Genomic DNA, 22,319 nt, shown 5'->3' with positions numbered 1-22,319 from the left:
GCAGAGGATGACGCTGGGCCGCGCCTCCGGGACCGATCACGACCTCACCTCTCCATGAACCGGCGGACGTCTTCAGGATGAAGCTGATCCTTCAGACGCGCCCGGAGGGCATCGGCGCCGTGGCGTCGCAGATCATCGTTGAAATCGCCGTTGAGCGGCGTGAGCGACATCGCCTCGATCCCGAGGCTCTCTGCTCTGGCGGCCAGGCCGTCTCTTGCACCGTCCCCGGCCGGGTCGCGATCCCTGACGACATAGAGCCGGCGCAGCGACGGCGGGAACAGGATGGCAGCGAGGTGAGCGGCCGAAAGCGCCGCCAGCATCGGCATGCGGGGCAGAACCTGACGGGGCGACAGCACGGTCTCGATGCCCTCGCCGGCGGCGAGAACCTCAGCGGCGGTTCCGAAGCGGACAGCGTGCCCGAGAAGGACGCCCATCGCCCGCCGCGGTGTTTCGACAGCCGCCTTGCCGGAACCGTCCGGGGCGAGCCAGGTGCGATGCGCGCCGGTCTGCTGGCCCGCAAGATCGGTGACGGCGGCAACGAGTGCCGGCCGGATCTCGGTGGGTGAAGACTCGTCGGGTCTATAGTAGCACCTCGGATGGTAGCGCAGCGCGGTGGTGTCCGAGAGGGAGGTGATCGCCCGCCCGTTGAGGTAGATCGCCGCAAGGGTGCCGTGGATCGGCTGCGCCATGGCGAAGAGGCGGCGCGACGCTTCAGGCGAACCGGGCACGCTGCTGGATGTGCTGCCGGTCGGCGTCCTCGTCTTCTCCGGTTCAGGATGCGGGAGGGCAAGGAAACGGCGCGCTTCCTCGGCCACGTCCTTGAAGTCGACAAGGCCAAGCGCCTCGCGGATGACGTCGAGCAGATCGCCATGCTCACCCGTGGCCATATCGGTCCATTTCCCCGCCGCGCCCTTGCCGGATTCCTGGCCGGTGAGACGGACGAACATGGAACGGCCGGGCGTGTTCTGCACATCGCCGACCAGCCAGTATCGCCCGGCGCGACGGCCGGACGACAGGTAGTGGCGGCAGACCGCCTCGGCCTCGCGGCCGAGACGGATCGCCAGTTCGGATGCGTCGTGACGCGGCATCACGCGGCCTCCCGCTCGCCGATGCGTTCGACCGGCCAGCGGTCGAGAACCTTGGCAAGCACCGCAGGGCCGGCGGCATCGATCGGAACGAACATGCGCAGCTTCCACGAGATGATCTCGTGGAACAGGCCATAGGCCGTGAGGCGCTGGCGCATGCTGTCGGTGAAGCCGGAGAGTTCGATGCGGTTCACGCCCATGACGCGCGCCCGGCGAAGCTGGAGGCCCTCGGAGAGATCGAGGATCGTCCGGCCTTCCATCAGCGCCGCGAAGGCATCTTCGGGCGTGACAGATGCTATGCCGGTAGTGGTCGCGTTTGCCGCCCAGGCCGGGGAGACCTTGCGGCCGATGATGCGCTCGCCGGCATCGGTCTGAAGCCGATAAACACGGGTGGAGTCATTCGGCAGCCGCTTCCAGATCGGCAGCAGCAGGCCCGTCACCATATGCAGGGTGGCGTCGGCAAATTCCGGCACCTCCGCGAGTTCGGCCTTCCAAGCCGAAGCGAAGGCGTCCCGGTCCACCTCGACCCAATGGGTTTCGCCCATCATTCTGACCGGGATGTTCTGCGCTTCCATCGGCCGGATCAGCCTGACGCGGCGCTCGATCTCGCCATCGTCGAGCATGACGCTGGTGGTGGGGATCTGCACCGCCGCGCGGCCCGAGCGCTCGTTGATCAGCAGCTTCGCGCGCGGATCATCGAGTTCCGCCAGGGCGACGTCGAGCGTCACCGGCCGGTTGCGCCTGCGCTCGGTGATCGTCAGCAGGCTGGTTTCGGCCCCGGTGCGCGGATGGGTGTAGATCACCTGCCGGTCGCTGACGGTGAACGATTCCGCGCGCAGCGTCTCCAGCCCGGCGTCATAGGTGCCCGAAGCGATGGCGCCTTCGATGCGCGCGGTCAGAAGCTGCTCGAAGGCGGTGAACAGGATACCCTGAAGCTCGATGGTCAGTGCCAACACCCGGTTGAGGAAGGTGGTGATGGCGGGCAGATCGTCCTTGATGCCGTTGCTGTCCATCAGCTTCAGGCCGGTGGCGGACTCGAACCGCTCCAGCGAGCAGCCCTCGACCTTGCCTCGCACCAGCAGCAGATAGAGCTGGCGCAGCGCATCGCGCGCGTAATGGGATTCCAGATTGTCCTCGGGGCGGAACAGGCCCTGGCCGCCGGTCTGGCGCTGACCGCGCGTGATCGCGCCCAGCGTGTCGAGGCGGCGGGCAATGGTCGAGAGGAAGCGCTTTTCGGCTTTGACGTTCGTGGAGATCGGCCGGAACAGCGGCGGCTGCGCCTGATTAGTGCGATGCGTGCGGCCAAGGCCCTGGATGGCGGCGTCCGCCTTCCAGCCCGCCTCGAGCAGATAATGGACGCGCAGCCGGGTGTTCTTCGCTGACAGCTCGGCGTGATACGACCTGCCGGTGCCGCCAGCGTCGGAAAAGACCAGCACGCGCTTGGCATCGTCCATGAAGGCTTGGGTTTCCGCGAGGTTCGCCGAACCCGCGCGGTTCTCCACGATGAGGCGGTCGATGGTCACGCCGCGCTTGCGGACGATGCGCCGCGAGCGCCCCGTCACCTCGGCGACCGTATCGGTCCCGAAATGCTGGATGATCTGGTCGAGCGCGCCGGGAACCGGCGGCAGCGAAGCCAGACTGGCGATCATCTCGTCGCGCCGCGCCACGGCTTCGCGGCTTTCGACCGGCTGGCCGTCGCGATAGACCGGGCGCGAGGACAGGTTACCTTCTGAATCCGTGAACGGCTCGTAGAGCTGGACCGGGAAGGAATGGACGAGGTAGTCGAGGACGTATTCGCGCGGCGACAGGTCCATTTTCAGGTCACCCCATTCCTCTGTGGGGATCTCCGCCAGACGCCGCTCCATCAGCGCCTCGCCGGTCGAGACGATCTGGATGACGGCCGAATGGCCCGCTTCCAGATCGGCGGTGATCGAGCGGATCAGCGTCGGGGTTTTCATGCTGGTCAGGAGATGACCGAAGAAGCGCTGCTTGGCGCTCTCGAAGGCCGAGCGGGCGGCGGATTTTGCCTGCCGGTTCAGCGTGCCGGAGCCGCCTTCGCCGCCTGTGATGTTGGCGGCCTGCATCGCGGCATCGAGGTTGTTGTGGATGATGGCGAAGGCATCGGCATAGCTGTCGTAGATGCGGACCTGCTCGGGCGTCAGCTCGTGGTCGAGCAGCTCGTATTCGACGCCTTTGAACGACAACGACCGGGCGGTGTAGAGGCCGAGCGCCCGCAGGTCGCGCGCCAGAACCTCCATGGCCGCGACGCCGCCGGCCTCGATCGCCTCGACGAACTCGGCACGGGTCGAGAACGGGAAATCCTCGCCGCCCCAGAGGCCCAATCTTTGCGCATATGCGAGATTGTGGACGGTGGTGGCGCCGGTCGCCGAGACATAGACGACGCGGGCCTGCGGCAGGGCATGCTGGAGGCGCAGCCCGGCGCGACCCTGCTGGCTGGCGGCGACATCACCGCGTTCTCCCTTGCCGCCGGCGGCGTTGGCCATGGCATGCGCCTCGTCGAAAATCACCACTCCATCGAAGTCCTTGCCCAACCATTCGACGATCTGTTTGACGCGCGAAACCCTTTCTCCGCGATCATCGGAGCGCAGCGTGGCATAGGTTAAAAATAGGATGCCTTCGTTCAGCGTGATGGGCTTCCCCTGCGGGAAGCGCGACAGCGGCGTGACCAGCAGCCGCTCCATGCCGAGGGCCGACCAATCGCGCTGCGCGTCTTCCAGCAGTTTGTCGGACTTGCTGATCCACACCGCCTTGCGGCGGCCCTGCATCCAGTTGTCGAGGATGATGGCTGCGGATTCCCGGCCCTTGCCGACGCCAGTGCCGTCGCCGATCATGAAGCCCTGCCGAAAGCGGATGGCGTCCTCGGCATCCTCCGGCGCAGCGGCGAGATTGTCGAGCGTGTCATCGACCGTCCAGGCGCCGGCGAGGAATCCCATATGGGCCTCGCCGGCATAGATCACCGTCTCCAACTGCGCCTCGGACAGCCTGCCGAGAATGTCTTTGGGCAGCACCGGACGATAGCTCGGCTTCGGCGGCGCGATGCTCGCCATCGAGGCCGACTGCACGAGCTGGGTCGGATGCGCCTGCGCCCCGGCGATGCGGATGGTCTGAAGACCGTATTCCTCGTAGATCGCGTCGGAGAGGCGGCCGCCCTCGGCCGGTTCCCAATCCACGATCTCGTAGGCGACCGGCACGGCCTCCGGTTCCGCAAGGGGCGCGTCGGGCGCGGATCGCGCGGCGCGGTTGACATAGCCGCGCACGGTGCGCGGCGCGGTCGGTCGTGCCACCGGCACGGCCAGGCCGGGATCGACGGGAAGCCTGGCCGGAAGTTGCTCCGCCAGCCAGCCCATCAGGGTGGCAACATCCGACGCCACACCGGGCGCTGCCGGGAACACCGCCGGGTCTTCGGCGGGCAGCTTGTCGATGACGGTCAGCCGCGTGTCGATGGTGGTGCCGTGCTTGGCATAGACCGATCCATCGATGACGGCCGAGAAGACCACGCGGCCGCGCTCCTGCAGCCGTTTCCAGTTAGCCGTCCAGGCCGGATTGTCGGGGGCGAAGCTCGCGCCGGTGATGGTGACGAGCCGCCCGCCGGGCGCAAGGCGCGCCAGCGTCGAGGCGACATGGCGGAAGGCGGCATCAGCCACGCGGCCCTCGACATGGGCCATGACCGAGAACGGCGGGTTCATCAGCACCACTGTCGGGATCAGGCCGGGATCGAGATGATCGTCGATCTGGGCGGCGTCGAAGCGGGTGATGGACAGGGCCGGAAAGAGGGAGGAAAGCAGGCCGGCGCGGACCTCGGCCAGTTCGTTGACGAGCAGCGCACCGCCGGCGATCTCGGCCAGGATGGCGAGGAGCCCGGTGCCGGCCGAGGGCTCCAGCACGCGGTCGGCGTGCGTGATCGCCGCCGCCGTCACCGCAGCGAAGCCGAGAGGGATCGGGGTGGAGAACTGCTGGAAGGTCTGCGCTTCCTCGGAACGCCGGGTGTGGGTCGGCAGGAGCCCGGCAATTTTCGTAAGCTGCGGCAGGATTGCCGACGGAGACCCGGCTTTGCGGAAAAGTGCATTGCCGTATTTGCGCAGGAAGAGGACGGTCGCCGCCTCGCAGGCATCATAGGCGGTCTTCCAGTCCCAAGCGCCGGCGGCATCGGACGTGCCGAAGGCGGCCTCCATGGCGCCGCGCAGCGTGGCGGCGTCGACACGCTGACCGCGTTCCAGATGCGGCAGCAGCAGACCGGCAGCGGTGAAAACGCAGGCCGCGGTCTCAGCGTCATGGTCGAACGGAAGCGGCGCGGTGGCGGATGCCGCCGCGGATGCGGAAATCATGTTCATCGGGGATTCCTCGGGAGAGCAAGTCAGGATCAAGCCGGGCAGCGCTCTCTCTCGACCGCACCGGCTCAAACCCCTTCCGGCCCATCTCTCGCTCTGAAGCCGTGGCGAAAGCAGGCATGAAACAAGCGCCCGACCGTCAGGCTGGGCGCTTGTGGGTTTCAGTCGATGGCCTGGAAAATCGCCGCCGCCTCCGCGTGATCGGCGGCATGCTCGTAGAGGCGACCATAGCCCTCGGCGAGTTCGTCGTCATCGTAGCGGAAGGAAAGATGCGAGAAGGCGAAGAGCGTGGCGATGATCCCGGCGGCATCGCTTGAGACCTCGCCCTCGAAGCCGTTGCCTTCGCAGAACAGGCGGCAACGGGGCTTTGAGGTCGGCGCGAGATAGAGCGGCTGGCCGGCGCGTTCGTAGAAATCCCAGAGCCCGCCGCCGTAATCGCCGGGGCTGAGTATCTCCATGAAGCGAAAGACGGTATGCTCGCCGATGATGAGCAGGCGCCGGCCAAAAAGGCGCGGCAGGAAGTCCATGCGGCGCTCGTCGGGGACGCGGATTGCGGATTGGGAAGCAAGTTCGGGCAAAGCCATGATCGGTCTCCGAGAGGGAAAGGGGCACCTGCCGGACGACCCTCTCTCAACCCGTCCGGGGGCACCTGTTCCCGGCCCTCCTTTCGCTCTGGGGGCTTGAAGTGGACCATTATCTGGACCATCTTGTGCAGAATAGCGGAGAACATCTGGAGTGATATGCGATGAGGGTTTCTGTCACCGAGGCGAAGGGGCAGCTCACCGAACTGGTGAAGCGGGCCGAAGCCGGCGACGAGGTGATCCTGACGCGGCGGGGCCACGAGGTCGCCCGCCTCGTGCCGGTTGCCGTGGTGGCGACCCCGAAAGGCCGGCGCGCGCTGATGGAGCGGGTCCGGGCCACGGCGCGGGGCAAGGCATTGCCCGGCGCGGCTGCCGCGCGCAGCCAGGATTTCCTCTACGGGGATGACGGGATGCCGGCATGATCGCCGTCGATACCTCGGCGCTGATGGCCATCGTGCTGGACGAGCCGCAGGCCGAGACCTGCATGGTGGCGATCGAGGCGGCAGACGGCCTGCTGATCTCGGCCGGAACAGTGGCCGAGGCGCTGATCGTCGCCGGGCGGCGCAATGTCGGTGAAGAGATCGCCGCCCTGGTCGAGGGCCTTGGGTTCGAGGTGGTCTCCGTCACTGAAGCCTCGGCACGCAGGATCGCCGAAGCCTATGCCCGCTGGGGCAAGGGCGTTCATCCCGCCGGACTCAACTACGGGGATTGCTTCGCCTATGAGGTCGCCAGCGAACGCGGCTGCCCGTTGCTCTTCGTCGGCGACGACTTCTCACGGACGGACCTGCTGTCGGTTCTGTGAGGCAGCGCAGAAGGGTTTCAGCCGAAGCGCTTTCCATCAACTGTGAAGCTGTATTCGTTGGCAACGATGGCCTCATCGACCGCCTCATCCGAAGTCAGGTAGTCGTATTCGCGCTCAAGCTGGCGATAAAGCCAACGGGCGAGATCGCGCAATGCCTCCATGACGGTCTCCTCGGCATCGGCGGTCATGTCCTGCCAGGTCGGGCTGTCGCGGGTGACCGAGATCGCCATGCAGTATTCGTGATAGTATCGCCCCCGATGGGTCGCCTCGGCGGTCAACTGGTAGAAGTTGCGGCGTTGCGCCTGGTGCAGGGCATCCGCGATGCGGTGCAGCTCCACATCCTTCGGCGCATAGGTACGGATTTCCGCCGCCGTGCCTTTGCGATAGGAATAGTGGCCTTCGAACGCGGCGCCATCGCCCTGCGACCAGAAGCCCGTAAACCAGATGCAAGGCTCTTGTCGCACGCCGCCGCCCATGAGGCGGACGGTGCGGCTCTTGATGCGGATGCCGAGGATGTCCGCGATCCGCCGGAAATCCTCATAGACGGCATCGTACCAATCGTAGTCGAAGCCGCCCTCGCGATACCAGGCGCGGGCATTGTCTTTCGCGGCTTCGGAAAGCTCGTCGAGCCGATAGACCGTGGTTTCGATGACGTCAGGCATTGGGGTCGCCCCCGTCCAGAACGGTGGAAAGCCAACCGTCGGTGTAGATCCAGTCCACCGTCTCGCCGGTGGCGAGGTCGAGGACATGCGCGCCGCCCCCGAACCCGTCGATTCTCGGACGTGAGCAGGTATTGGCGTATTGCATCCCCCATAGCCCGGTCAGGCCGAACGCGGCGGCACAGCGTTTGACGAACTGGATGACATGCTCGGGATCGCCGGTGCCGTCATCGCGCATCCAGAGCTGGGTGCCGCCATGTTCGGGCTGGATCGAAAGCATGAAGCCGTCCGAGGGCGGATCTTCGGCGGCGTTTTCGCGCGCCAGCGCGTTGTAGAGATCAAGCGCGCGGGCGGCGTTCTCGGGGCTGCCCACGTCGAGCAGGCAGGAGAAATGGGTGAAGTAGTCGGCCATGTCAGGCTCCTGAAACGAGAAGGCCCGGCGCGGGGCCGGGCCTAGTGGATGGAAAGGGGCGACAGGTCAGGCAGCTTGTGGCAGCCGCAGCAGATCGGCAGTCGTCTCGCGCCAGAAGGGATCGACCAGCCGCGCCTCGAGCAGGCTGGCGCGGTGGCGGAGATCACGAGCCGATACCGCATCGCCGCGCCCGGATGCCGTGAAGGCCATGCCCCGCAGACGGCTGGCCTCCGTGACGGTGCGGCGAGCCTCGGCGTCGGAGGCGACCGGATGCTGCCAGAGCACGATCCCGGCCCGGACCTCACCGGCAAGGACAAGGCCCAGTTCGTTGTCCTGAATGACCATGACGCGGGGGCGAAAGCGCAGCGCATCGCCCTGTCCAACGCGGAAATCACCGCGCGCAACGCGCTGGCTGGCGATGATCAACGCCTCTTCGGGGGATTGGCACTGGCCGATGACGAGCGTGCGCTCGAAGCCGCCGACGTCATCGCTTTCGTCATCGCTGGCGATACCGATGCAGGAGATGCGCAGCGGCAGCTTCTGGGCATGACGCAGCCGGGGCAGGATCTGTCGCGCGACAATTTCGCCGATCGAGGCGAAAGTGGTGTGGTGGGAAAGGCTCATGGGGAATGCTCCGCGACGGACGGCGGAAGCCCCTCTCCCGCCTCACAATCCGTCACGGCCAACCGGCCCGCACTCTTACTCTCCCGTCCCGACGGTGGATCGTCCCGCACCTCGGCGGGACGATCCGGCGATCAGCACCAGGGCTCACGCCGCCCGGCCCAGGTTCTCGCCAGCCCTTCATCGACGAGAATATCGCCGACATCGCGGCCTTCGACGCGTATCGCCGCCAGGGTCCGGCCATAGCGGTCGGTCCCCTGACGCAGGATTTCGACCCGCCGACCTTGCAGGATTTCCGCCAGCCTGATCTTCGCTTGCCGGGCAAGGTCGGTTTCATGGATGCAGCGGCCCTCCATTTCGGGAGCGTCGATGTTGAATATCCGAACAGCTTCGGACTGCTGTCCCATACCCAGCCGGATCGAGTCACCGTCCCAGACGCGGATTTCCGCCGGTTCGCAGGAAGCCGTGCAGAGCAGGACGGAGATGACGATATGGCTGAGCATGGCAAGAGGCTTTCATAAGGGGGAGGCTGACGCGACTGCTCAGACTTCTTCCTGAAGTCGGCCATTGACGCAATGCGGATCGACCTCCGCCTCGATCCGCTGCGTCCGCCCCATCCAAGGCGCCGGGTGGATTGCCCGCGCCCAATCGGCGAAGGACGGGATACGGCCCAGATCCTCGCGGACATGCTGCTCCCCGACCCATCGGGCCGGGATCACCCTGCCGGTGGACAGGGTGATCGTCGCCCCGAAAATGGTCTCGGCCATGAAGATGCCCTCGGCATGGTGGCGAAGCGCGCGATGACGAAAATCGGCCAGGATCTCCTTGCTGGCATCGAACCAGCTATGGATGGGCAAGTAATCCTCGACCGTGCCGCCCCATTTCTTCACCGACGAGAGCGCATGATGATAGGGATGTGCCATTTCCACCCCCTCAGAACTCGTGACTGTAGAATTCGGTGGCGGTGTAGCGCTCGTTGTAGTCGAGCGTGATGGTGCGCGCCGCCACATCGAAGCTGAACTCGCCATAGGCGCCATCATTGTTCTCCCAGCCGCCATGGGTTTCCGAGAGGAAGTCATAGGCGAGCTGTTCGATGGCCGCCTCAACGCCCATTGAGATTGCGGTCACCTTGTCGGTTCCCCATGCCACCGTGGCAATGGTGATCTCGCCCTGCGGCAGGTCCACGGTCCGGTCGTCCGATTGCGCGGTGATGTCCTCGATCTGGCCGCTGTCGCCAGAACCGTCGAAGGTGACGGTCACGAGAGTGATGCCTGCGGCGGCCAGCGCATCGAACAGCGCCGTCTTGTTGTCGGGACGGACCGCTTCAGCGCGACGGTTGCGCTCATCGCGCTCGGCGAAGAAGCGCGCGACGCTGGCGGCCATGTCGAATTCCGGCGTGGCTGGTTTGTCGGTATCGGTCATTGGATGATCCTCCAGGAGAGCGGGATGATATGGCCCGGCGGCGCTCTCCTCTCCTTCCGCCAGGCTCGCCCCGATCCCGGCCCAACTCTCCCTTTCCAGAGCCGAGGCGAGGCCTCGGCACCGCCGCTGGCGATGCGCAGCCTGCGCATGGCACAAGGCCCGGCTGCGCCTGACGCGGGCCGGGCCGTCGGGCGGAGGCGCTTTCGCGCCTCAGCCGAAGGGATCGAGTTCGAGCTTCACCATCTCTTCGTCGCCGTCGAACTCGTCGGCGGGCATGGCGCCGTGGGTGCCGTCCCCGGCCTGGAACACGACGATCACGACCATCAGCGTGGTGGCGAGGCTGGCGGCGAAAGCGGTGGCATCTGCGTAGGACATGGGTTCCGGCTCCTGTCTTTGGAGGCGGGGGACCATCCCCCGCGCGACAGGCGCCCGAAGTGTCTGACCGGATCTGCAATCACCCTCGGGCGTTCGGATTCTTTCCGAATCCCCGAGGGCGGCACGCGCGCGTAAGCCGACCCCACCGGGGTTGAATGCAAAGAGACGGTCGGACCAAGGTTAGCGAATGGAAGCGGGGGATGGTGCTTTGCGTCGAGCCGGTGCCGGAAACCCGTCGCAGATGCTTTGCTGCGCCAGCCTCGTTGCCGGCGGATATTCAGGGTGTGTTTCAGGCCGGGGACGGAACCCGTTACCCCCACAACACCAAGGAGTTGGCGCAATGGTGAAGCTCGAACTCGATCCATCGCTGCTTGTGCAGCGATACCCGATAGCCCCGTGTGCAAGGTTCGGCTTTCAGGGCCGGTCAGTCCCAGAACCCATCGGCGATTTCGCGGGCGATCATGGCGCGGGCCTTCATCATCACATCGTCGCCGGAGGTGTCGATATGACCGAAAAAGCGCGTCCGGGCGCCATGGGCCGTCCAGTCGGCATAGCGGCAGTATTCGCGGGCATCGAGCCGGAAGGCGCGCATGTCCTCGGCCCAATGCGGTTTCGGTTCCACGATGACGGTGACGCCGTTGCGGGTTTCCTCCCAGGGAAGCGAGCGCTCCGATGGCGGATTGCGGCGGTCATCGGCGAAGATTTCATCGACCGTCATCATGATGCGCCCCCATCTTCGGCCTTCTCGACAAAGCCGGCAGGATCGTCGGGATCCGGCGGCAGATAGGCGTCATAGGGGTTGCCGCTTGCGAGATGGCCGAACGGCGTGAAGACGTAATCACCCCCGTCGCGGCCGACCGCGCACAGGACATAGCGTGTCTCACGGGTCGCGGCGTCGAGGCATTCCATAAGGGCGAGATTGCCGTCATCGGCAGCACGAAGCAGAGTGTCGAAGTTCGTTCGAACGGGATCGGGAATGGCCATTGTGTTCTCCTGAAACGAAGAAGGCCCGCCGTCACGGGACAAGCGGGCCGGATGAACGGGATCGGCGATGGTCACGCGGCAGCTCGACCCTCGACGGCATCGGCGCCTGCCTCGTCGGCGGTGATCTCCTCGAGGCGCGCGCGGCTGTAGCCGTTCCTGGCTAGCCAGAGTTCGGCCGCCTCGTGGTTCTCCGCGAGGTGCAGCAATTCGACGTTCTCTCCGACATCCTGCACAACACGGACCTGACCGATCTTCGGGCGTTCGACAACCCGGAAGCTCAGATCGCTGTCGATGCCGTAGCTGCGCATGATGGTGATGAGGATGATGCCGCCTTCGCCGAAATCACCCTCATGCAGGGTGAAGGACGGCGGCGTCGTGTAGGTCGGGCGCTCGCGGCCCGGTTCCTTGCGCACGAGGCGACCGGCCCCGTTGCGGGATTTCCACGCGGCGAGCTTCTTGGTGAAACGTGCGGGCGGTTTCGGCTGGCCGTCGCTATAGGCCACGAGCGAGCCGAGAGGCGCAATGTCGAAAATGAGGGAAGCGGACATGATCTTGCTCCTGAAACGAAAGCGGCCCGGCGAGATGCCGGGCCTTCAGATGGAAGGGATGGAATGCGGGGCGGCGGAGGCCGCCCCGCTGCTGCGCGTCACTCGGCGGCGACGAGGGCCTCTGGATCGTCGGCGGCCTCGGCCGTGTCCTCATGGCCACCGGCGAGGAAGTCGGGCAGCGCCACGCTGTCCTCGTCCTGATCGGTCGCGCCATCCACGGCCTGCGCCTCGATGGCGGGGCGCAGCGGCTCCGGCAGCCAGCCGGTATCGGCCAGGAGCCGTTCGGCCTCCTTCGCCATATCGCCCTTCTTGAGATGCGCGATGAGATCGGCCGCGCGATCGCCGGCGCCCTCGCGCACCGCCTCGATGATGCGGGTCTTGGTCACGCGACCCAGGTAGTTCTCGACCGTGGGCCTCCAGCCCGCTTCGACGAGATCGAGGCCGGTGGCCTGTGCCAGCCGTTCGGCCTCGGCCATGCGGCGGTCGAGACCGTGCTGCGAGATGCCATTCCCCGAATAGGGGTTGGGCCGCTCGTAAAGCGCGTTGACCCCGAAACTGACGCAATGGGCGAGCAGCGCCAGGCGGCTGGCATCGTCGAGACCGTCGATCCAGTCCCAGAGCCGGTCGTCATCGCCAGCGGGGATGTCGCCCCGCCAGGCGTCCGCGCGCTCGTCGATCATCTTCGCGGCGGCGCTGTCAGCGAGCCCGGTCGCATCCGTGGGAAGATAGATGTGACGCACGGCGGCATAGAGGCTGGTTCCCGAGGTGGCGGTGCGCTCGAAAGTATCGAGAACCAGCTTGTGCAGCAGCGCCGTCATGGCGACGCGCGGATTCTCGGCAAGCGCATTGCGCAACGCCAGCGTCCGCCAGGCGGTCAGGTCGGTCACCAGCCGCTCGGGCAGCGGCTTGACGGCATCGTCCTCCTCTTCATCGCCGTCCGGGACCGGCTCGCCGCCGACGGTGATAACCGCGCGCTGCACCGCATCGGGATCGGACGGGTCGGCACCTTCGCCCGCATCCTCACCATCGACGCTCTCGGGTTGTTCGTCCTCGGGGCGGACATAACCGGGACTGACGATCAACTCGCCATCGCGGTCGATGCTGACGAAAACACCGGCACGGGCGATGTCTTCCGGCGCGAAGGTGACGGGCCGGTTCTCGAAGCCTTCCAACTCGGCTTCGATCTCCCCGAGCCGCTGGTCGATCTCATCGGGCAGGTCGTCGGCTTCTGCATACTGCGCTTCGAGTTCGTCATACTCGTCGCGCAGCGCCTCGCGGGCGGTGCGCTCCTCGTCGGTCAGCTCCTGGGTCACACCGACCAGCCTGCGCAGGCCGTTGGCGTAGCCGTAGGGAAGTTCGACTGCCGCGTCGATCCACTTCCAGCCCTGTCCGGCGATCTCGTCGGCGACAGTGCGCAGCTTATCGTCAACCAGGCGGTCGAGCAGCGTGACGTCCTGCAACCAACCGCCGTTCTCGTCGGAGAAGAGATCGCGCAGCACCGGGCCGCCCGCCGCCTCATAGGCGTCGATGCCGATGAAGCGGGCGCGCTTGTCGGCAGCCGGAACCGTGGTCTCGGTCAGCAGGCTGCGGATGTGCCAGGGCTCTTTCTGCCACGACGTGCTGATCCGCTCCCAGACCTGCTGCTGGCGCTCGTGGTCGGGATTGACGGTGAAGGCTTCCAGCATCGCCAGCGTCATCTCATTCCGCGCATAGGCGTCGTGCAGCGCCGGCGCGACCGTCGCGAGACGAAGGCGCTGCATGATGTAGCGCGGCGTGGTCCGCCAGGCGTCGGCGATCTCCTCCTTCGACATGCCCATGTCGAACATCCGCTTGAACGCCTTGAACTGGTCGAGCGGATGCAGGGCGAGGCGCAGCAGGTTCTCGGCCAGCGAGTCGTCGACTGCCGAGGTCTTGGCATCGGCCTTCTTGACGATGCAGGGGACGAGGCCATCGGCCGGGAAGCGACCGGCTTCGACGAGGCGCGCGATGGACCTGTAGCGGCGGCCGCCGGCCGGGGTCTCGAAATCGCCGGTCTCAACGCCGTCCGCGTCGAGGATGGCGCGAACGTTGAGGCCCTGCACGAGATCCTCGCGCCGGTCGATGTCATGGGTAAGTTCGTCCAGACCCGCCTCGACGTCAGCCTCGCGAACATTGCTGTCCGACAGCCTGATCCGGTTGAACGGAATGTCGCGCGCCCGTGAAAAGACGATCATCGGGGCGACGGGCTTCTTCCTGGCAGCTTTGGCCATGGTGATTTCTCCGCCACGGGCGGCCGGGAGCCACTCTCTCGACCTCCAACCCGTCACGAAGCGAAGCGCCGCCCTCTTCCTCTGAAGAGTGCGACGCCAGGCCACAAAGCCGGCAACCGGAAATCAGGATTCCCGGCTTTCCGTATCTGTGGATGTGCGGGTGAATGCCGCACCGGCGCGGTAGAGGGCTCGTTCCGCCGCCTGGATGCTGCCGGTTTCCCACGCAGCCTCCGCCCAGACCGAGATCGGGAAATCCCCGGTGAAGAGCAGATCCCGCTCGATCCCCATGCCGAAGGGCAACCGGACCCCACGCAGCTCTTCCAGGCTCCACGAGCCGAGTTCGGGGTAGCCGATATCGGCCAGGCCGAACATGATGTCGCCGCCCTGATCCAGCTCGGTGGCGAGCCAGACGCCCGCGCCGAAGGGGTTGAAGAATTTCACGACGGGGATGTGATCCCCGCCGCGCTGGCATCCATTGGCCAGAAGCCGGTCACGCTGTGTTCCGGTCAGGAGGATCATGCCGCGACCCTCTCGTCGATTGCAGCCGGATCCGGTTCCCCGGCATCTTCGGCCGGCAGATGCGCCAGCAGCCAGTCGGCCGCCTTACTGGCCTGTGAGGCCGCGCGGACAATGGCGCGGTTATCCTCGCGCAGCACCTCCAGCCAGGAGCCGATGTAGTCGGCATGGCGCACGGTCGGCACGATGCCGAGCGAGGCGCAGCAGAAGGCCGCGTTCATCTCAGCCACCAGCTCCTCGAAGGCGTATTTCTTCGTGCCGAAACTGCCCGAAAAATCCCGCCCCAGGCGCGAGGCATGGCCTGTGGCGTGACCCATCTCGTGGAGCGCCGTCCTGTGCCAGTTGATCGGTTCGAAATAGGCGGCCGGTGGCGGCACCTGGACATAGTCGAGCGCCGGAACATAGAAGGCGCGATCCCCGCCGATGCGGAAATCGATACCAGTGGCACAGATCAGCGCCTCGACCCTCGGCTCGATCATGCCTGGCGGTGGTGGTGGTGCCTCGACAGCGATGTCCTCGGGCAAGCCTTCGCATTGCGCCGCGTTGAACACGGTGAAACGCTTCAGGAACGGGACGCGTCCCGGTTCTTCACCGGTCTCGCGGGCTCGGCGCTTCTCGTCTTCCGGGGTGAAGCGGTCGGCATAGACGACCGTCGTGCCGTGCTCGCCCTTACGGACATTGCCGCCGAGGGCTGCCGCCTGGCGATAGGTGAGCCAATGCTGGGTCGGATAGCCGTTCTGGACCACGGCACCCCAGAGGATCAGCACATTGATCCCGGAATACTGCCGCGAGGTCGCGGCGTTTCGCGGCATGGCAAGCGGCGCTTTCGCCGCAGTCCCCCAAGGCTGGACCCAGGGAAGCCGTCCTTCCTCCAGCTCGGCGATGATCTTGTCGGTGATGTCGTCATAGAGATTGCTGCGGGCGCCGCCTGGGCGAGCGCGGTCCTGTCTGGCCATCGGGATGATCTCCGCGACGGGCGCCGGAGGCCACTCCTCCAGCACTCAACCCGTCACGGAAAACCCGTCCGCACTCTCCCTCTCAGGGGGCGTTGCGGGGTCTCCCCGCTGAAGGGGGTGCGCCGGCAACGATAGTGCCGGCCAGGGGGAAGGCCTTCCCCCGTCAGGCCCACGGCAAGATGCGCGTTTATTCGCGGGAACAATAAAAAGAGCCCGCGCGAATGAAGAATCAGAAGCGAATAGCCGTCGCCGGTGTTGGCGTCTGCCGGTATGATGAGGTGAGTTTGGCGCTCAGGCTTGGAAAACTAATGACGCAGCATGACCAGCACATCGCCACGTGGCGGGATGCTTTTCGCGACGAGACAACGGGCATCCACAGAACCATTCAGGATCTGCTCTGGAACTACGCCGCCTTTCGCACGACGGTTCGGATCGTCCGTCTTGCAAATGAGAAGAGAGGCTCGAGACCCCCGCTTAACCAGATGATGTTCAATCTCGTTTCCGAGGGGTACTGGTCAAGCCTGCTTCTCGGCACTCGCCGACTTCTCGATAAGGCCCCGATCAATGGCCCCAAGGGAGTTTACTCGATCCGATCTGTCGTCAACGACGTGAAAGCGAGCCAAAACTGGTTGACCAGGAGAATCTACGTCGAGAAAGTGCTTGACGCGCAATACGATCTCGATCGCCTGCATCAAGAACAACATGACCACCTCGTCGCCGCGAATGGGCGTCCGGTGTGGGGTGATCCAGAGCTCATGAAAAGTCAGGCCGCGCATCGGCATTTCGATGTTTTGAGCGGCGTGTCTCCATCAGGGCGTAACCCGAGCGATCTGATCTCAGCCACGGTATTGGAGAAGATCGAAACTCGGCTCGCCAGCCTTGATCGAATTGCCGAGCACGTTAACTCGCATGTTGCTCATGCCGGGAACAAGCAAAGTCGGCAGGACAGGGAGCTTGGTGATTTCGACATTCGCGATGCCGAAAAGACTCTCAGGCAGTTGAAGGAAATCGCGGATCTGGTCGGAGTGTGGTTCGCCAACGAAGGCGGTGCGGGCCTCGCCACATATCTCGGTGACCAATTCGAGGGCCTCGATCATGCGGTCGTAGACAGCGCCGACCTTGCCGACCTTTTAGAGCAATGGCGATTGATCGATAGAGAAATCGCAGAATGGTCGATCCGGCCAGAAGATTTGTGACCCCCGAGAGGCAGGCCGATTCGTTGGTTCGAACCGATACCGCCTTCTGTCAAAGCCACCGGCTTTACCGAAAATCCCGCGCCTTCACCCTGATACCGCCGGCCCCCGGCCCCTGCTGCCCGTCCGTCGCCACCTCGCGCTGCACGACAGTCGCCAGATCCCGCGACAGATCGACGATCCGATGGGCGACGAGATGCACGACCTCGCCCTCGCGCTGAACGCGGCCCCGCACGGCGATCATGCTCGATGAGAGAATGACCCGGCGATAGCGCTCGAAAATCTTCTGCCAGACGACGAGATTGGCGATGCCGGTCTCGTCCTCGAGCGTGATGAACATGACGCCATTGGCCGAACCGGGGCGTTGGCGCACCAGCACGATCCCGGCAGCCTCCAGCCAGCGCTGATCACGGGCCGCCATCGCCTCGGCGCAGGTGACGATCCGGCGCCTCGCCAGGTCCTCGCGCAGGAAGGAGACCGGATGGCGACGCAGCGACAGGCCGATATGCCCATAATCCTCGACCACCTCGCGGCCAGCAGGCATCGCTCTGAGCGCGATCGCCGGCTCGTCGAGTTCCGGAACGGTCCGTCCCTCGCGCTCCGAGGCGGCGGCGAAGAGCGGCAGTTCCTCGTCGCGCAGCCCCTTGATGGCCCATTGCGCCTCGCGCCGGGCCAGACCGAACGCCGGGCGGAATCCGTCGGCCGCCGCGATCTGATCGAGCGCCGCCACGGGTACACCCGCCCGCCGCCAGAGATCGTCGACCGAGGTGAACATCTCATCGCCCTGGGCCGCGACGATGGCGGCGGCATGGGCATTGGCGAGACCCTTGACCATCCGCAGCCCGAGGCGGACGGCGAATCGGCTTTCGTCTCCGGTCGGCTCCAGCGTGCAGTCCCAGCGGGAGGCATTGATGCAGACCGGGCGGACCTCCACTTCATGCTCGCGCGCGTCGCGCACAATCTGGGCCGGCGCATAAAAGCCCATGGGCTGGGCGTTGAGGAGCGCAGCGCAGAAGACATCCGGGTGCCAGCATTTGAGCCAGGCCGAGGCATAGGCGATCAGCGCAAAGCTCGCCGCATGGCTTTCCGGAAAACCATAGGAGCCGAAGCCTTCGAGCTGCTGGAAGGTCCGCTCCGCGAAGTCCTGCTCGTAGCCACGCTCGATCATCCCCGAGATCAGCCGGTCGCGGAACTTCGAGACCCCGCCGGTATGCTTGAAGGTCGCCATGCTCTTGCGCAGGAGATCGGCCTCGCCAGCGGTGAAGCCCGCGCATTCGATGGCAACGCGCATCGCCTGTTCCTGGAACAGCGGCACGCCGAGCGTCTTGCCCAGCACCTTCTCCAGCTCGGGCCGGGGATAGTCGACCTCTTCCAGACCCTCGCGCCGGCGCAGATAGGGATGAACCATATCGCCCTGGATCGGCCCCGGCCGCACGATCGCGACCTGCACCACCAGGTCGTAATAGGTCCGGGGCTTCAGGCGCGGCAGCATGGACATCTGCGCCCGGCTCTCGATCTGGAAGGTGCCGAGTGTGTCGGCCTTGCGGATCATCGCATAGGTGCGCGGATCCTCGGCCGGGATCGACGCCAGATCGAGGCGGATATCCTTGTGCTCGGCCAGCAGGTCCAGCCCCCGGCGCATGCAGCTCAGCATGCCGAGCGCCAGGACATCGACCTTCATGAAGCGCAGCGCGTCGATATCGTCCTTGTCCCATTCGATGATCTGGCGCCCCTCCATCGCCGCGGGCTCGATGGGGACGAGATCGTCGAGCCGGTCGTGGGTCAGCACGAAACCGCCCGGATGCTGCGACAGATGCCGCGGCGCGCCGCGAAGCTGTGCGGCCAGTTCGAGCGTCAGGCGCAATCGGCGATCTTGCGGGTTGAGATTGAGATCGCGGAGCTGCTGCTCGGTCACACCGGCCTCGGACCAGCCCCAGAGCTGGCCGGACAGCGTCTGGATCAGGTCTTCGGGAAGCCCCAGGGCCTTGCCGACGTCCCGCAGCGCGCCCTTGGAGCGGTAGCGGATGACGGTGGCGGTTAGCGCGGCGCGCTCGCGGCCGTAATGCTCATAGACCCACTGGATCACCTCCTCGCGCCGCTCATGCTCGAAATCCACGTCGATGTCCGGCGGCTCCCGGCGCTCCTCGGAGACGAAACGCTCGAAGAGGAGATCGTTGCGGCCGGGATCGATCGCGGTGATACCGAGCACATAGCAGACGGCCGAGTTCGCGGCCGATCCGCGCCCCTGGCAGAGGATGCCGCGCGACCGGGCGAAGCGGACAATGCTGTTCACCGTCAGGAAGTAGGGCGCGTAGTCGAGCTTGCCGATCAGGGCCAGCTCATGCTTCAGCGCCGCTGTCACCTCGTCGGGGACACCCTCGGGATAGCGGCTCGCCGCGCCCTCCCAGGTCAGCCGCTCCAGGGTCTCCTGCGGGGTCAGCGCCGGATCGTCGCGCTCTTCGGGATATTGATAGCGCAGCTCGTCGAGCGAGAAGCGGCAGCGATCCGCGATCTCACGCGTCCGGGCCAAAGCCTCGGGCCAGCGCGCGAAGAGCCGGTGCATTTCGGCAGGCGGCTTCAGATAGCGGTCGGCATGGCGATCGCGCCGGGTGCCGAGCGCATCGACGGTGAGATTGTGCCGGATCGCGGTGACGACATCCTGCAGGATGCGGCGTCCGGGCTCATGGAAGAGCACGTCATTGGTCACGACGGTGGGCACACCTAGGCCCGCAGCGAGCGTCGACAGCTCCCAGAGGCGCATCTGGTCATTGGGCCGCCGGCGCAGCGTCAGGCCGAGATAGGCGCGATCGCCAAAGGCATCGCGCAGGCGCCGCAGCCGCAGACCGCAGGTCTCGTCGGCGAGGTCCGGCGCCAGGACCACGATCAACCCCTCGCCATAGGCGACCAGATCGTCCCATTCGAGATGACAGCGCGCCTTGCCCGCCCTCCCCTTGCCCAGCGACAGCAATCGGCAAAGCCGTGAATAGGCCGCCCGGTCGGTCGGATAGACCAGCACCGACATGCCGCAGGCAAGATCGAGGCGGCAGCCGACGATCAGCCGCACCCCCGCCTCCTTCGCCGCCTCATGGGCGCGCACGATGCCGGCCAGCGTGTTGCGATCGGTCACGGCGAGCGCCTCGATCCCCATCGCGGCCGCCGCGGCGAACAGCTCCTCGGCCGAGGACGCGCCGCGCAGGAAGGAGAAATGCGACGTCACCTGCAATTCGGCGTAAGCGGGCGCGCTCATCCGAATATCCCGTGCAGGAACCAGCGATGCGAGCCGGTGGCCGCATCCTCGCCATCGCCGGAGCGGAAGATCCAGAAGCGTTCGCCGGCATCGTCCTCGACCCGGAAATAGTCCCGCACAGCGATGAGCTCGGCATCGCGTTTCCACCATTCCCCGAAGATGCGCTCGGGGCCGTCGGCCCGGCGAACACGGCGGCGCACGCCCTTCCAGGAGAACCAGTTCGGAGGATGGTCCGGCAGCAGCGCCATGGTCTCGATCGGCTCCGGCTGGGAGAGCAGCCGCGAGGGGCGCGGCCAATGGTCCGGCCAGCCTGCGCCCGTATCCTCGGCAAGCGCCGGCAGGCGGCGGACCGAGCGTTCGGGCACATCGCTCGCCACCGGGGCGAAGCGATAGACCGCCCGCGCGCCGACCCGGTTCGCCAGCGTGTCGATCAGGCCGGAGAGATCCGGCACCCCCTCTTCGATCAGGCTGCTGGCCGCCTGTTTCAGGGCCAGCGGTTCGGCCAGGGTGGCGGTCAGCGACATGATCTCGACGCCGAAGCCTGGCGCGATCGTCTCGATCTTGTCGCAGAGAAGCCGGGTCAGGCGCGCGGGATTCCGCACCGGCATGGCCAGACCGATGCGCACCGTCTCGACCCGGTTGTCGACGCGGTAGCAGAGCAGGTCGAGACGGCGCGCGCCAAGACCCCGCCCTTCGAGCGCCTCGCAGAGCGCCATGACCAGCTTGCGAATATAGCGCGCGATGGTCTCGGCGGCGCCTATGGGTTCGGCGAAGACGCGGCGGACGGAGACCAGCTCCTCCAGTCGGATCGGCTCGATGGGTTCGGCGACCGCACCCAGGGCCTGATCGAGACGCCGGCAGAGCTCCGGGCCGAAGCGCCGGGTCAGGGGCGCACGGGGCTGCCCGATCAGGTCGCCGATGCGGACAAAGCCCAGGTCATTCAACCCCACCGCGATCGCGGGCGGCAGGCGCAGTGCTTGCAGCGGCAGCGGCGCGAGGACCGGGACGGTTTCGCCGGGAGGGGCGACAAACAGCGGATCGGCCGCGTAGCGCGCCAGCGCATGGGCCGCGCCCCAGCTATCGGCAATGGCGGCGCGGGCGGTGACGCCGGACATGACAAGCCGACCGGTCAGCACCTCCAGCATGGCCGCCTCACCGCCATGCAGATGGTCGGCGCCGGTCGCGTCGATGACGATCCCGTCCGGCGCGTCGGCGGCGACGATAGGTGAGAAGCGTTGCAGCACCCAGAGCGCGAGGCGTTCGAGGCTGTCCAGGTCGGCCCGCGGGTCGGCGGGCTCGATGTGGAGGCCGGGCACCATCGCCTGGGCCTTGGTGACAGGCATTCCGGCGCGCAGGCCGAGCGCCTGCGCGGCCGGATCGGCCGCCGTCACCACCCGGCGGTTCTTCTCCTTTCCGGCGATGACCAGCGGCGCCTCACCGGGCGGCGCTGCGTCGCCCGCCTTCCGCCGCAACCGGTCTGTCGGCCAGTTCGGCAGGAAGACAGAGATGACCCGAGCCATCGCACGCCTCCAGTTCGATATCGAGACATTCGCCCGCCCGCGCCCGGATCAACTCAACGAGCCAGCGCGGCCGTCCAACACCGGGAACCGGAAGGGGCGCGGACGGCAGCGCCGAGATCCGCCAGCGGGTCATCGCCGCCGTCGGCTGCCCGAAATCGCTCGCCTCCGCCTGCCGCCGCCAGCGGCGCAACGCGATGCAGATCGTCGCCGAACCTTTCGCGGCCAGATGCAGCCGCCGCGAGGCGGGCATCGGCAGGCGCGCGACGTCACCGACGACCGCCCCCAGCCCGCCATGCCGCAGCCCTTCCTCCATACAGGCGAGAGTCGCCTTGTCGTCCCCGGCTTCGACGAAGATCACCCGGCCGGGCGGCAATCCGGCCTGCTCCAGCCCCGGTGCGAAGAGATCCTGGAGCGCCACGCACCAGAGCACCTGGCCGGCGGTGCGGGCGGCGATCCCGGCGGTGAAACAGGCGGCAGCCGCGCCATCCACCGCCCCGTTGCCGCCTCCGGCGACTTCATGGAGGCATCCGAGCGCCAGTCCGCCACCGGGCAGCTTGCGATCCAGCGGCGCGATCCCGAAGGGCAGCACCTCGTGCGGACGCACGCCATCGCCTTCGAGCCGCGCGATGCGCGCCCGAAGTTCGGCAATGGCTGGGCTGTCGGCACGGCTGGGCATATGAGGATGGCGTCTCCGGGGCTTTGCACTGGTCGATTCTGTTGCTATGTTCTTTATTTGTTCTCTTGTGGGTCGAGAGTCAATCTCGGCCATCCCGGAAGTGATCGACGGCGCGCGATGCCCT

At 66.4% G+C, this 22,319-nt stretch carries 22 protein-coding genes; 3 read left to right on the top strand and 19 right to left on the bottom strand.

Going from position 1 to position 22,319, the window contains the following annotated elements; genetic code table 11:
- Positions 1-44: 44 nt before the first annotated feature.
- From CHEJ32_RS0113935 to CHEJ32_RS0113925, 3 genes are all read right to left on the bottom strand, one after another.
- Entirely contained in the window at positions 45-1,088 is a 1,044-nt protein-coding gene (locus tag CHEJ32_RS0113935) for a toprim domain-containing protein (RefSeq protein WP_028034383.1), read from the bottom strand.
- Positions 1,088-5,437, bottom strand: coding sequence for a strawberry notch-like NTP hydrolase domain-containing protein (locus CHEJ32_RS0113930; RefSeq protein WP_028034382.1), 4,350 nt, complete (start codon positions 5,435-5,437; stop codon positions 1,088-1,090). Before CHEJ32_RS0113930 ends, CHEJ32_RS0113935 begins: the two co-directional genes overlap by 1 nt.
- Before the next feature lie 158 nt (positions 5,438-5,595).
- Positions 5,596-6,018 (bottom strand): antirestriction protein, encoded by a 423-nt coding sequence (locus CHEJ32_RS0113925; protein ID WP_012092616.1) that lies wholly within the window; start codon positions 6,016-6,018, stop codon positions 5,596-5,598.
- 161 nt (positions 6,019-6,179) lie between these two features.
- On the opposite strand from CHEJ32_RS0113925, the gene CHEJ32_RS0113920 reads away from it, so the two are divergent.
- Together CHEJ32_RS0113920 and CHEJ32_RS0113915 are read left to right on the top strand one after the other, a co-directional pair.
- Positions 6,180-6,437: a type II toxin-antitoxin system Phd/YefM family antitoxin gene (locus CHEJ32_RS0113920; protein ID WP_028034381.1), complete on the top strand. Its 258-nt coding sequence runs from the start codon at positions 6,180-6,182 to the stop codon at positions 6,435-6,437.
- A complete protein-coding gene (locus CHEJ32_RS0113915) occupies positions 6,434-6,817 on the top strand; it encodes a type II toxin-antitoxin system VapC family toxin (protein ID WP_012092614.1) in 384 nt (127 codons plus the stop codon). The genes CHEJ32_RS0113920 and CHEJ32_RS0113915 overlap by 4 nt, the downstream gene beginning before the upstream one ends.
- Before the next feature lie 17 nt (positions 6,818-6,834).
- Here CHEJ32_RS0113915 and CHEJ32_RS0113910 read toward each other — a convergent pair whose 3' ends face one another.
- From CHEJ32_RS0113910 to CHEJ32_RS0113845, 13 genes are all read right to left on the bottom strand, one after another.
- Positions 6,835-7,479 carry a hypothetical protein gene (locus tag CHEJ32_RS0113910; protein WP_012092613.1) on the bottom strand — a complete coding sequence of 215 codons (645 nt, stop codon included), beginning with the start codon at positions 7,477-7,479 and terminating at the stop codon, positions 6,835-6,837.
- The gene (locus CHEJ32_RS0113905) at positions 7,472-7,888 is read right to left on the bottom strand and encodes a hypothetical protein (protein WP_012092612.1); all 417 of its coding nucleotides are present in this window, start codon (positions 7,886-7,888) and stop codon (positions 7,472-7,474) included. Before CHEJ32_RS0113905 ends, CHEJ32_RS0113910 begins: the two co-directional genes overlap by 8 nt.
- 66 nt (positions 7,889-7,954) lie before the next feature.
- Positions 7,955-8,512 (bottom strand): hypothetical protein, encoded by a 558-nt coding sequence (locus CHEJ32_RS0113900; protein ID WP_012092611.1) that lies wholly within the window; start codon positions 8,510-8,512, stop codon positions 7,955-7,957.
- A gap of 131 nt (positions 8,513-8,643) precedes the next feature.
- Positions 8,644-9,012 (bottom strand): thermonuclease family protein, encoded by a 369-nt coding sequence (locus tag CHEJ32_RS0113895; RefSeq protein WP_012092610.1) that lies wholly within the window; start codon positions 9,010-9,012, stop codon positions 8,644-8,646.
- A gap of 39 nt (positions 9,013-9,051) precedes the next feature.
- Positions 9,052-9,432, bottom strand: a complete 381-nt coding sequence (locus CHEJ32_RS0113890) for a hypothetical protein (protein ID WP_012092609.1) — start codon at positions 9,430-9,432, stop codon at positions 9,052-9,054.
- Between the two features lie 10 nt (positions 9,433-9,442).
- The gene (locus tag CHEJ32_RS0113885; RefSeq protein ID WP_012092608.1) at positions 9,443-9,931 is read right to left on the bottom strand and encodes a DUF6878 family protein; all 489 of its coding nucleotides are present in this window, start codon (positions 9,929-9,931) and stop codon (positions 9,443-9,445) included.
- A 210-nt stretch (positions 9,932-10,141) separates the two neighbouring features.
- Complete coding sequence (locus CHEJ32_RS27165; RefSeq protein WP_166507195.1) at positions 10,142-10,306, bottom strand: hypothetical protein; 165 nt, start codon at positions 10,304-10,306, stop codon at positions 10,142-10,144.
- Between the two features lie 424 nt (positions 10,307-10,730).
- Positions 10,731-11,027, bottom strand: a complete 297-nt coding sequence (locus CHEJ32_RS0113870; RefSeq protein ID WP_012092597.1) for a hypothetical protein — start codon at positions 11,025-11,027, stop codon at positions 10,731-10,733.
- The gene (locus CHEJ32_RS0113865; protein ID WP_012092596.1) at positions 11,024-11,290 is read right to left on the bottom strand and encodes a DUF6117 family protein; all 267 of its coding nucleotides are present in this window, start codon (positions 11,288-11,290) and stop codon (positions 11,024-11,026) included. Before CHEJ32_RS0113865 ends, CHEJ32_RS0113870 begins: the two co-directional genes overlap by 4 nt.
- Before the next feature lie 71 nt (positions 11,291-11,361).
- Positions 11,362-11,838: a hypothetical protein gene (locus CHEJ32_RS0113860; protein WP_012092595.1), complete on the bottom strand. Its 477-nt coding sequence runs from the start codon at positions 11,836-11,838 to the stop codon at positions 11,362-11,364.
- A gap of 98 nt (positions 11,839-11,936) precedes the next feature.
- The gene (locus tag CHEJ32_RS0113855; protein ID WP_012092594.1) at positions 11,937-14,087 is read right to left on the bottom strand and encodes a chromosome partitioning protein ParB; all 2,151 of its coding nucleotides are present in this window, start codon (positions 14,085-14,087) and stop codon (positions 11,937-11,939) included.
- A gap of 123 nt (positions 14,088-14,210) precedes the next feature.
- A complete protein-coding gene (locus CHEJ32_RS0113850; protein WP_012092593.1) occupies positions 14,211-14,606 on the bottom strand; it encodes a DUF2958 domain-containing protein in 396 nt (131 codons plus the stop codon).
- On the bottom strand, positions 14,603-15,559 hold the full coding sequence (locus tag CHEJ32_RS0113845; protein ID WP_028034380.1) for an ArdC family protein: 957 nt from the start codon (positions 15,557-15,559) through the stop codon (positions 14,603-14,605). The genes CHEJ32_RS0113850 and CHEJ32_RS0113845 overlap by 4 nt, the downstream gene beginning before the upstream one ends.
- A 221-nt stretch (positions 15,560-15,780) precedes the next feature.
- Here CHEJ32_RS0113845 and CHEJ32_RS0113840 point away from each other — a divergent pair, with 221 nt between their 5' ends.
- A complete protein-coding gene (locus CHEJ32_RS0113840; protein ID WP_012092591.1) occupies positions 15,781-16,755 on the top strand; it encodes a hypothetical protein in 975 nt (324 codons plus the stop codon).
- A gap of 64 nt (positions 16,756-16,819) precedes the next feature.
- On the opposite strand, the gene CHEJ32_RS0113835 is transcribed toward CHEJ32_RS0113840, so the two are convergent.
- The 3 genes from CHEJ32_RS0113835 to CHEJ32_RS0113825 are packed head-to-tail and all read right to left on the bottom strand — an operon-like array spanning position 16,820 to position 22,195.
- Positions 16,820-19,999: an error-prone DNA polymerase gene (locus tag CHEJ32_RS0113835; RefSeq protein ID WP_012092590.1), complete on the bottom strand. Its 3,180-nt coding sequence runs from the start codon at positions 19,997-19,999 to the stop codon at positions 16,820-16,822.
- On the bottom strand, positions 19,996-21,519 hold the full coding sequence (locus CHEJ32_RS0113830) for a DNA polymerase Y family protein (RefSeq protein WP_028034379.1): 1,524 nt from the start codon (positions 21,517-21,519) through the stop codon (positions 19,996-19,998). Before CHEJ32_RS0113830 ends, CHEJ32_RS0113835 begins: the two co-directional genes overlap by 4 nt.
- Positions 21,434-22,195 carry an ImuA family protein gene (locus tag CHEJ32_RS0113825; RefSeq protein ID WP_012092588.1) on the bottom strand — a complete coding sequence of 254 codons (762 nt, stop codon included), beginning with the start codon at positions 22,193-22,195 and terminating at the stop codon, positions 21,434-21,436. Before CHEJ32_RS0113825 ends, CHEJ32_RS0113830 begins: the two co-directional genes overlap by 86 nt.
- Positions 22,196-22,319: the final 124 nt, after the last annotated feature.

The sequence above is a fragment of the Chelativorans sp. J32 genome (assembly GCF_000518985.1).
Taxonomy (GTDB): domain Bacteria; phylum Pseudomonadota; class Alphaproteobacteria; order Rhizobiales; family Rhizobiaceae; genus Chelativorans.
The sequence above is the reverse complement of the archived record's forward strand: the minus strand, read 5'-3'. Positions and strand labels throughout refer to the sequence as shown.

Coding starts and splice junctions, on each gene's coding strand:
- CHEJ32_RS0113935 (WP_028034383.1), bottom strand. CDS start 1,088: ATGCCGCGTCACGACGCATCCGAACTGGCGATCCGTCTCGGCCGCGAG.
- CHEJ32_RS0113930 (WP_028034382.1), bottom strand. CDS start 5,437: ATGAACATGATTTCCGCATCCGCGGCGGCATCCGCCACCGCGCCGCTT.
- CHEJ32_RS0113925 (WP_012092616.1), bottom strand. CDS start 6,018: ATGGCTTTGCCCGAACTTGCTTCCCAATCCGCAATCCGCGTCCCCGAC.
- CHEJ32_RS0113920 (WP_028034381.1), top strand. CDS start 6,180: ATGAGGGTTTCTGTCACCGAGGCGAAGGGGCAGCTCACCGAACTGGTG.
- CHEJ32_RS0113915 (WP_012092614.1), top strand. CDS start 6,434: ATGATCGCCGTCGATACCTCGGCGCTGATGGCCATCGTGCTGGACGAG.
- CHEJ32_RS0113910 (WP_012092613.1), bottom strand. CDS start 7,479: ATGCCTGACGTCATCGAAACCACGGTCTATCGGCTCGACGAGCTTTCC.
- CHEJ32_RS0113905 (WP_012092612.1), bottom strand. CDS start 7,888: ATGGCCGACTACTTCACCCATTTCTCCTGCCTGCTCGACGTGGGCAGC.
- CHEJ32_RS0113900 (WP_012092611.1), bottom strand. CDS start 8,512: ATGAGCCTTTCCCACCACACCACTTTCGCCTCGATCGGCGAAATTGTC.
- CHEJ32_RS0113895 (WP_012092610.1), bottom strand. CDS start 9,012: ATGCTCAGCCATATCGTCATCTCCGTCCTGCTCTGCACGGCTTCCTGC.
- CHEJ32_RS0113890 (WP_012092609.1), bottom strand. CDS start 9,432: ATGGCACATCCCTATCATCATGCGCTCTCGTCGGTGAAGAAATGGGGC.
- CHEJ32_RS0113885 (WP_012092608.1), bottom strand. CDS start 9,931: ATGACCGATACCGACAAACCAGCCACGCCGGAATTCGACATGGCCGCC.
- CHEJ32_RS27165 (WP_166507195.1), bottom strand. CDS start 10,306: ATGTCCTACGCAGATGCCACCGCTTTCGCCGCCAGCCTCGCCACCACG.
- CHEJ32_RS0113870 (WP_012092597.1), bottom strand. CDS start 11,027: ATGATGACGGTCGATGAAATCTTCGCCGATGACCGCCGCAATCCGCCA.
- CHEJ32_RS0113865 (WP_012092596.1), bottom strand. CDS start 11,290: ATGGCCATTCCCGATCCCGTTCGAACGAACTTCGACACTCTGCTTCGT.
- CHEJ32_RS0113860 (WP_012092595.1), bottom strand. CDS start 11,838: ATGTCCGCTTCCCTCATTTTCGACATTGCGCCTCTCGGCTCGCTCGTG.
- CHEJ32_RS0113855 (WP_012092594.1), bottom strand. CDS start 14,087: ATGGCCAAAGCTGCCAGGAAGAAGCCCGTCGCCCCGATGATCGTCTTT.
- CHEJ32_RS0113850 (WP_012092593.1), bottom strand. CDS start 14,606: ATGATCCTCCTGACCGGAACACAGCGTGACCGGCTTCTGGCCAATGGA.
- CHEJ32_RS0113845 (WP_028034380.1), bottom strand. CDS start 15,559: ATGGCCAGACAGGACCGCGCTCGCCCAGGCGGCGCCCGCAGCAATCTC.
- CHEJ32_RS0113840 (WP_012092591.1), top strand. CDS start 15,781: ATGAAGAATCAGAAGCGAATAGCCGTCGCCGGTGTTGGCGTCTGCCGG.
- CHEJ32_RS0113835 (WP_012092590.1), bottom strand. CDS start 19,999: ATGAGCGCGCCCGCTTACGCCGAATTGCAGGTGACGTCGCATTTCTCC.
- CHEJ32_RS0113830 (WP_028034379.1), bottom strand. CDS start 21,519: ATGGCTCGGGTCATCTCTGTCTTCCTGCCGAACTGGCCGACAGACCGG.
- CHEJ32_RS0113825 (WP_012092588.1), bottom strand. CDS start 22,195: ATGCCCAGCCGTGCCGACAGCCCAGCCATTGCCGAACTTCGGGCGCGC.